We start from the raw sequence: 8,286 nt of genomic DNA on the forward strand, positions 1-8,286 counted from the left end.
CGGACCCGATATGACAGCCAAGCAAGGAACCGGCAAGCCGGGACGGGACAAGTTCTTGGGCCGTCGGGTTCATGAGGGGGGACCAGGTCAGGCCGATACCAGGCGAGGCGGCGCACCCACCCGGCCCTGATCTCCGGCCCAGGAGAGGCCGTGCCGGTCCGGCGCAGCCCCTCCTGTCCCCGCCCCGCCTAGATGATCGAGACCTGGCGGGGGTCCACCACCAGCCGGATGGCTGCGCCGGGTACCAGGGGTTCGCGGCCGCGCCGATGGGCTTCCTCGGCGATGAGGGTCAGGCCGTCCAGGTCCAGCGTGTAGCGAAGATGCCCGCCCAGGAACTCGGCGCGCAGCACCCTGGCCTGCAAGGCGCCGGGTTCGTCCTCGCGCACCAGCCGCAGGCTCTGCGGACGCAGCGCCAGGGTGGCGCGGCCATCGGCCGCCGGTTCGGCCAGCGGCAGCACGGCGTGGCCGGCCCGGAAGATGCCGCCCGTCACCTCGCCCTCGATCAGGTTGGCGGTGCCGAGGAAGCCCGCCACGAAGCGGTTGACGGGGCGGTCGTAGAGCTCCGCCGGGGGGCCGACCTGCAGCACCTTGCCGCCGTCGAGCACGGCCATGCGATCGGCGGCCGCATTCGCCTCCTCCTGGTCATGGGTGACCAGGATGGTGGTCAGGCCCAGGCGGCGCTGCAACTCCACCAGTTCCTGCCGCACGCCGGCGCGCAGCGCGGCATCGAGATTGGACAGCGGCTCGTCGAGCAGCAGCACCTCGGGCTCGATCGCCAGCGTCCGGGCGATGGCGACGCGCTGCTGCTGGCCGCCGGACAGCTGCGCCGGGCGGCGGTCGATCAGGTGCACGAGCCCCACCAGGTCGAGCGCGGCACGCACCTTGCGGTCGCGCTCGGCGCGGGAGACGCCGCGGCGATCCAGGCCGAAGGCGACGTTCTGTCCCACCGTCATATGCGGCCAGAGCGCGTAGTTCTGGAAGACCAGCCCCACATTGCGGCTCCAGGGCGGGGTGCGGGTCATGTCCTTGCCGCCGATCACGATGCGGCCCCGGTCGGGCGTGCCGAAGCCCGCGATCAGCCGCAGCAGGGTGGTCTTGCCGCTGCCCGACGGGCCCAGGAAGGCGAAGAACTCGCCCTTGCGCACCGAGAGCGAGACATCGTCCAGCACCCGCGTGGCGCCGTACCCGAAGGAGACGGCTTCGACCTCGACGCTCATGCGGCCCCCTGGCTGTCAGACGTTCTGGCGCGGCGGCTGCGCTCGCGCTCGGCGACCGCATGCGCGGCCCAGGTGCAGAGCGCGACCGCCAGCACGGCGATGACGCCCAGCGCCGCGCCGGGGCCGCGGCCCGCGGCGCTCTGCATGTAGATGTAGATCCCGTAGGAGAGCGGCGCATCGACGTCGCGCGTCACCAGGACCAGCGTGGCGGAAAGCTCCACCGCGGCGGTGGCAAAGCTGGTGACAAAGGCCGCCGCCAGCCCGCCGGCCATCAGCGGCACGGTGATGCGGGCCAGCGTCGTGGCCTTGCCGGCGCCGACATTCTCGGCGGCCTCCTCCAGGCTGCGATGCACCTGGCGCAGCGCGGCGGTGGCACCCCGCAGCGCATAGGGCAGCCGGCGGATGGCGAGCACGATGATCAGCATGCCCCACCAGGTGGCCAGCGAATCACCGCCCGGCAGGCGGGTGTCGAAATAGGTGCGCAGGATACCGATGCCCAGCACCAGCCCGGGCACGGCCAGCGCCGACATCGCGGCGAGGTCGAGCAGCGCCCGGCCGGGCAGCTTCGTGCGGTGCACCAGCCAGGCGATGACCACCCCCAGCACCACGTCGATCAGCGCGGCGATGCCGCAGAACAGCAGGGTGTTGGTCAGGAACTGCGGCGTCTCGCGCAGCACCGTGCCGTAATGCGCCAGGGTGAAGGCATCGGGCAGCGGGCTGAAGGACCAGATGGTGGCCAGGCTCAGCAGCAGGATGCCGAGATGCGGCGCCAGCACCAGGAACAGCACCGGCACGACGAAGAGCCAGGCCAGCAGCTTTCCCCTGGGCGACATGCGCCGCTGCGACAGCCCGCCACCGCCGCGCTGCGCCGTGGCATAGTCGCGCCCGCGCAGCAGCAGGCCGGAGCCGACCATGGCCGCCAGCGACACCGCGATCAGGATGACGCTGATCACATAGCCCATCGGGTCGGCCAGCCCGACCGAGGTGACGCGCAGATAGGCCTGCGGCGCCAGCATGTTGGTGACGTTGAGCAGCAGGGGCGTCGCGAGATCGTCGAAGACCTTGACGAAGACCAGGCTGGCGCCGGCCAGGTAGCCCGGCAGCGCCAGCGGCAGCACGATGGTGCGCAGCAGCGTCAGCCCGCGCGCGCCGAGATTCTGGCCGGCTTCCTCCATCGACACGTCGATGTTGGACAGCGACGCGGAGAGGTTCATCAGGATGAACGGGAAGTAGTGCAGCGACTGGACGAAGATGACGCCATTCAGCCCTTCCATCAGGTCGAGGCGGATATCGAACCAGTCCATCAGCAGCAGGTTGACCGTGCCGTTGCGGCCGAAGATCAGCTGCATCGCGACCGCGCCGACGAAGGGCGGCATCACCAGCGGCAGCACGCCGAGCGTCGCGATCAGCGCCCGGCCGGGAAAGCGGTAGCGCGCCAGGATGACCGCCAGCGGCACCGCCAGGAGCGAGGCGAAGACCACGCTCATCCCGGCGACGTAGAGGCTGTTCCAGAAGCTTTCGAGGAACAGGCTGGTGCGGAAGAAATCGGCGAAATGCACCAGGGTGAAGCCGCCCGCCGGGTCCAGGAAGGCGGTCAGGATCACCCGCCCCACCGGCACCAGCAGGAAGGCCAGCAGGAAGGCCGCGACCAGGCTGGCCGCGACGACCTGGCTGACACTGGCCTCGAAGCGCAGCCGCGCCCGCCAGGGACGCGCGAGAACCTCGCTCACCGGGCCCGCTGGGCCTGTTCGGCGAGGCGCTTGCCCTCGGCATAGGCGGCGACGGTTGCGCGGTCCCATTCCTCCTCGAACTGCGCCTGGCGGCCGGCCGACGGCTCGCCGGGCTTGGCCGCGCGGAAGGCGCCGGCGATGGCCTTGTCGGCGGCCTGCGCCTCGGTGACCGGCACCGTGGTCAGCTTCGCGCGGGCCTCCGCCAGCAGGCGCTGGCCCTCGGCATTGCCGGCCTTGGCCAGCTGCGCCTCGGCGGCGCGCACCGCCTTCCAGGCCTCGACCAGCTCCTTCAGGCGGAAGGTGATGACGCGGTCGAACAGGCTGTTGAGCAGCTCGTAGCGCAGCTCCGACACGTCGTTGTCGAAGGTCACCCGGGCGCCGAGGCTGGGATTGGTGAAGGGGTTGGGAAACCCGGCCGGGGCTTTGGCATAGCTTTCGGCGCGCACCGGCAGGCGCATCACCTTGGGGTCGAGCAGGATCTGCTGGCCTTCCGGCGAGAGCAGGAACTGGATGAAGGCCTGGGCGGCGTTCGGGTTCCGCGCGCCCTCGATCATCGCGATATTGGCCGGGACCAGGGTGGTGACGGAAGGATAGACGAACTCGACCGGGAAGCCGGAGGCCTTGGCCGAGAGGCCGAAGAAGTCGATGACGATGCCGAGCCCGTATTGCCCGCTGTTCACCGCGTCCGGCACGCCGAAGCTGCGGTCGGAGACCTGGGCGAAATTGCCGGCCATCTCCAGCAGCTGCGCCCAGCCCTTCGCCCAGCCCTCGCCCTGCAGGATGGTCTCGACGGTCAGGTGGGTGGTGCCCGAGCGGCTGGGGGCGGAAATGCCGACATGCCCCTGATAGACCGGCTTCATCAGGTCGGCCCATTCCTTGGGCTCGGGCAGGCGGTTCGCGCGGAGGTAGCGCGTGTTGTACATGATGCCATAGCCGCTGACCGCGAAGCCGAAATAGCGGCCATCCGGATCGTTGGTCGGCTGGCCGCCGATGTGCTCGGGGATGCCCCTCGTGTCGATCCGCGGCCTGGCCAGCACATTGCCCTGCTTCAGCACCTCGAAGGCGTCCGGCGCACTGGCCCACATCAGGTCCGGCGGGCTGGAGCGCGTCTCCCTGATAAAGGCGACCGCGGCATTGGTGTTGCGGTTCTGGATCTCGACCTTGGTGCCCGGATTGGCCTTCTCGAAGGCCGTGGCGAAGGGGGTCGTGACGTCGCGCGAGAAGCTGGTGACCACCACCACCCGCTGCTCGAGCTGGGCGCGGGCCGCGGCCGGTAGCAGGGCGGCGGCGCCGCCGGCGGCAAGCATGGCACGGCGGGACAGGACTGGCAGCGGCATGGTCGGCCTCCCATTCGGCAGGCCCTTGCAAAAATGGGCCTGCAGTCATTTTCCAGCAATCTGGCACGGGGCCGCATGCTTAGGAATGGGGGTTGCCGCCCGCCCGAACGGTCGGGCCGCCGTCGATGGCCTGAAATTTGTCGGCTGCGCCATCAGCCAGGGGCTGGCTGCCGCCTCTCGAAGAGAGGCGCCTCTTCGGCGCGCCGACCGATCATGGACCGGGCCAGCGCGTGCCAAGGGGACACGCTCGCGCGCCGAGGAGGCACCGAGGCTGGCAGGCCATATTGACCAAGGGAAAGTGGCGGAGGGGATGTCTGCCATCCCCGAATATCACCGATACTCACCTGGGCTCACTGAGGCGCATGACCCCAAGCCTTTTCAGAGGCCTGTTGCCTCATATCGTATCACTGAGGCTCACCTGCTATCACTGAAGCGCACGCCGCGTTGGGGGTAGCGTTGGGGGTAGCTTCGGAAATGCCCCCCTTCTACCCCCAACGGTGGCAGCTACAGATTGGGGGTAGGCGTGGCGGGCAAAGGAAGCTCACTGACGGTGCGGGCGGTGGCGAGCGCCAAGCATCCGGGCACTCACAAGCGGCCGGTGCGGCTAGGCGATGGGGGCGGCCTCTACCTTCAAATCGCGGCCGGCGGCGGCAAGTCCTGGCTCTTCCGATACCGGATCCGGGACCGCGACCGGGAGATGGGATTGGGCAGTGCGGATCCGGATGGGCGCAGCGGCGGCGTCACCCTCGCCGAGGCGCGGGAAAAGGCCGCCACCGCCCGCAAGCTGGTGCGCGATGGCTTCGATCCCCTCGACACGCGCCAGGCCGAAGAAGCCGCCAGACGGGCGGCGGAAGAGGCGGCCGCGCTGGCGGCGACCCCCTTGACGTTCCAGGCCGTCACCGAGGCCGCGCTGGCTGAAAGGGAGGGCGGTTGGTCCAGCCCGAAGCACCGGATGCAATGGGAAAGCACTCTGCGCACGCTCGCCTACCCGCACATCGGTTCGAAGTCAGTAGACGACATCAGCACCGATGACGTGCTGACGGTCTTGCGGGATATCTGGACGCGGGCGCCAGAAACGGGCTCGCGGGTTCGGGGCCGCATCGAGGCGGTGCTGGACTTCGCCCGGGCACGGGGCTGGCGCGAGGGAGAGAACCCGGCTCGGTGGCGCGGGCACCTGGCGGAGATTCTGCCAAAGCCGCGCAAGGTGAAGCTGCCAGAGCATCGCCCATCTCTGCCCTGGCGCGAGCTGCCAGCATTCATGGCGGCGCTGCGCGAACGGTCGGGCATGGCCATCCATGCGCTCGCCTTCGCCATCCTAACAGCAGCCCGCACGGGCGAGGTGCGCCTGGCCAAGTGGAGCGAGATCGATTGGGCGCAGGCGGTGTGGGTGGTGCCGGCGTCACGTATGAAGGCGAAGCGCCGCCATCGTGTCCCCCTCTCCCCCGCTGCGCTGGCTGTGCTGGAAGCCGTCCGAGAGCAAGCCCGTGGCGGTTCCAGCTTGATCTTTCCCAGCGCCACCCGCGCCGGTGCACCGCTCAGCAACATGACGTTGATCGCGACGCTGCGGCGAATGAACGACAACGACGATGGCGATCAGCCTCGGTGGCGAGACGCCGAGGGGCGACCCATCGTCCCCCACGGCTTCCGCTCGACATTCCGGGACTGGGCAGGGGAGACCCGGCCGGAAGGTCGAGAGGTGGCCGAGGCTGCTCTGGCGCATGTGGTGCGGGACAAGACCGAAGCCTCCTATGCCCGCAGCGACCTGCTGGACCGTCGGCGGGGCCTGATGGACGCCTGGGGCGAGTGGTGCAGCAAGGCGCCAGGCGAGGTTTTCGTCATTCACCGCCACCGGCCGGCCTGACCAGCTCGCCGTCTGCCGCGGCTCCCTTATCCCTCCCCGGCCCCCACCCAAGCCTCCGGCCATGCCAGGGAAGGTGGGGGTTTTTCGGCCGTGTGGTGACACGTAGAGCGCTGTTCCGGCGGGATTTAACCCCGCTTTCCACTCTCCCTCTTTCTTTCAGACTACTAAGAAGTGGTGCCGTTCCGCCGTTCCTGCCGTTCCTCCACAGGATAAGTAACTGATATAGAAAGAAGAATCAGGAACAGTTAAAATTCATTTACCGTTCCTGCCGTTCCGCCATCCGTTCCCTGCATGGCGTCCAGCCTAAGCTATGTACTTGGCGCATGGATTGAGCGGGTCCAGCATCTGGGCTTCCGTCTGTCAGCAACCACGGGATCTTCCACTCCCGGCCAGCATGACGCGGACGCCTTACCGAGGCGGCTTCGCTGCCTGATGCCCTCATGCCCCCCTGCCCGCACGCCCTCACATCACGGTGGCGAAGCCAGCTGGCCGTGTCCGCATATGGGCGTATGGGCCTATGGCCGTATGGCTGCATCGTCGTGTGGCCGTATGCGGGTATGCCTCGGTGCCCGCATTCCCCGATGCCCTCATGCCCCGCTGCCCGCGCGCCCTCACATCGCTGCGCCGCAAGCCGGCTGGCTGTGAGCCCGTATTGACGTATGGCCGTATGGCTGCATCGTCGTGTGGCCGTATGCGGGTATGCCTCGGTGCCCGCATTCCCCGATGCCCTCATGCCCCGCTGCCCGCACGCCCTCACATCGCTGCGCCGCAAGCCGGCTGGCTGTGAGCCCGTATGAACGTATGGCCGTATGGCTGCATCGCCGTGTGGCCGTATGCGGGTATGCCTCGGTGCCCGCGTCGCCCGATACCCTCATGCCCCCCCCTGCCCGCACGCCCTCCCACCGCTGCGCCGTAAGCCGGCTGACTGTGAGCCCGTATTGACGTATGGCCGTATGGCTGCATCGCCGTGTGGCCGTATGCGGGTATGGCTCGGTGCCCGCATCGCCCGATGCCCTCATGCCCCGCTGCCCGCACGCCCTCACATCACTGCGCCTCAAGCCAGCTTCTATGGACCTAGGGCCGTATGGCTGCTTGCAGCGTGGCCGTGTCGCGAAGGCAGGACCCTGGGCTGTCGAACAGACGGCAGCATGGCTTGCGGGGTCCAAGGGGTACCCCCCCAATTGGGTCCTTCCTGCGAGGGTCTCCAACCGGGAGTAATTCGCGGCCCGGTCTGCGGGGGATTTTGTCGGAAAAGATTCGGCTTGTTGTTGTTGTTCTTGTTGCTGTGCGGAAATTTGGACGGATGGCAGGAAATCTTACGGACCTCTGTCACCAAGCGTTACCGGGCCTGTTTGCCCTGCAGTAGCGAACCCTGCCCAGCCGCTGCGGTGCATGGCCTGGGCTTGAGGCGGGAGGGGGGGGCATAGATCTCTCCCGGAAGCAGGGGCCGGACCGTACTGGGGGCATCCGTGCGGCTCCGCGATATCCGCAGAACTTTTTTCCCGGCCGCTAGCGACGCACAGCGACCGCGACCCTGCGTCCAGTTCTCTTCCCGTTCTTGCTGCCGATGACTATGCTTCACCCTGGCGCGGCTAGGTTTGGCCGCCGAAAGCCGGTTCCTCATGCCCGGCCCGCCGCGCCGTCTCTTTCTGCATGGGGAGCCGGCATGAGGCGGTTACAGCATGAAGTCAGGGAACGGGCAGCGCTCAGCGAGCCGCAGAGGCAAGGTGCGCGATCGCCAACCTGCTGCGGGAACAGACGTCCGCGACGCTGCCGCCGAGGCTCCTGCGCTTCCTTTGCAAACCCTCCACAATGACCTCGGGCAGTTCCTGCAGGCCGCCAGCAATGAGCAACAGGGCTCCGCAGAGGCCCGCGCTGCGGCCTCGGAGAAGATGGACTTAGCCACGGCATCCATGGCCGACGGCATCAACGCTTCCGTCTTCGAGAGCGCTGCCCATCGAGCCGAATTCAAGATGGACGAGATCGAGAGGAACCGGCGCGATATCGAGGCGATAGAAGCACGCGCCGCAGCTGTCCTTCGGGAGGGCTCCGCGGGCCGTCAGGAGCTGCACCTGATCCTCGATACCATCATCGATCTCATGCCCTATGCGGGTGAGATCGGAGGGCCGGCGGAAGATGCT

General features: G+C 68.3%; 5 protein-coding genes. 2 read left to right on the plus strand and 3 right to left on the minus strand.

Features of this window, described 5'->3' with window-relative positions; genetic code table 11:
• Nucleotides 1-188 precede the first annotated feature (188 nt).
• Genes WFI16_RS07310 through WFI16_RS07320 form a run of 3 tightly spaced genes read right to left on the minus strand, consistent with a single transcriptional unit; the run spans nt 189 to nt 4,284 of the window.
• Nucleotides 189-1,217, minus strand: a complete 1,029-nt coding sequence (locus WFI16_RS07310) for an ABC transporter ATP-binding protein (protein WP_419897118.1) — start codon at nt 1,215-1,217, stop codon at nt 189-191.
• The gene (locus WFI16_RS07315; protein ID WP_419897119.1) at nt 1,214-2,947 is read right to left on the minus strand and encodes an ABC transporter permease; all 1,734 of its coding nucleotides are present in this window, start codon (nt 2,945-2,947) and stop codon (nt 1,214-1,216) included. Before WFI16_RS07315 ends, WFI16_RS07310 begins: the two co-directional genes overlap by 4 nt.
• Complete coding sequence (locus tag WFI16_RS07320) at nt 2,944-4,284, minus strand: ABC transporter substrate-binding protein (RefSeq protein ID WP_419897120.1); 1,341 nt, start codon at nt 4,282-4,284, stop codon at nt 2,944-2,946. Before WFI16_RS07320 ends, WFI16_RS07315 begins: the two co-directional genes overlap by 4 nt.
• Before the next feature lie 550 nt (nt 4,285-4,834).
• Between WFI16_RS07320 and WFI16_RS07325 the strand changes: the two genes are divergently transcribed.
• Together WFI16_RS07325 and WFI16_RS07330 are read left to right on the plus strand one after the other, a co-directional pair.
• Entirely contained in the window at nt 4,835-6,145 is a 1,311-nt protein-coding gene (locus tag WFI16_RS07325) for a tyrosine-type recombinase/integrase (protein ID WP_419897121.1), read from the plus strand.
• 1,727 nt (nt 6,146-7,872) lie between these two features.
• Nucleotides 7,873-8,286: hypothetical protein (locus WFI16_RS07330; RefSeq protein ID WP_419897122.1), on the plus strand; the 414-nt coding region annotated here is incomplete at its 3' end.

It is taken from the genome of Roseomonas sp. USHLN139, from assembly GCF_037145735.1.
Taxonomy (GTDB): Bacteria; Pseudomonadota; Alphaproteobacteria; order Acetobacterales; family Acetobacteraceae; genus Pseudoroseomonas.

What these genes read in the sequence shown, in the direction of transcription:
- WFI16_RS07310 (WP_419897118.1), bottom strand. Translation starts at nt 1,217, where the DNA reads ATGAGCGTCGAGGTCGAAGCCGTCTCCTTCGGGTACGGCGCCACGCGG.
- WFI16_RS07320 (WP_419897120.1), bottom strand. Translation starts at nt 4,284, where the DNA reads ATGCCGCTGCCAGTCCTGTCCCGCCGTGCCATGCTTGCCGCCGGCGGC.